Annotated in this window: 1 protein-coding gene; it reads right to left on the reverse strand. The window is 64.2% G+C overall.

The genetic code is table 11. The features are described 5' to 3' along the window. On the reverse strand, positions 1 to 161 hold a 161-nt coding region (locus EXE44_RS19595), incomplete at its 3' end, for a chorismate mutase (RefSeq protein ID WP_199241316.1). Positions 162 to 226: the final 65 nt, after the last annotated feature.

Below are 226 nucleotides of genomic sequence, written 5' to 3' on the forward strand. Positions count from 1 at the left end.
TCGTCGGTCGTCGGGAGGTCGCGCTCCTCTTTCACCGCCGCCATGGTGTCAGCGACGTAGGTTCGGCGGGCGATCAGTTCGACGATCTCGCGGTCGATGTCCTCGATCTCGCGTCGCAGTTCGTCGAGGCTTCGGTCCTCGGTGTTGGGTGTGTCACTCATTGGTAGGTAGTGGGTCAGTGGGTGGTGGTCACGGGGGCTCACTCGACGGCCGCGCCGTCGTTTCT

It is taken from the genome of Halorubrum sp. SS7 (assembly GCF_005435055.1).
In the GTDB taxonomy this organism is placed as follows: Archaea; Halobacteriota; Halobacteria; order Halobacteriales; family Haloferacaceae; genus Halorubrum; species Halorubrum salinarum.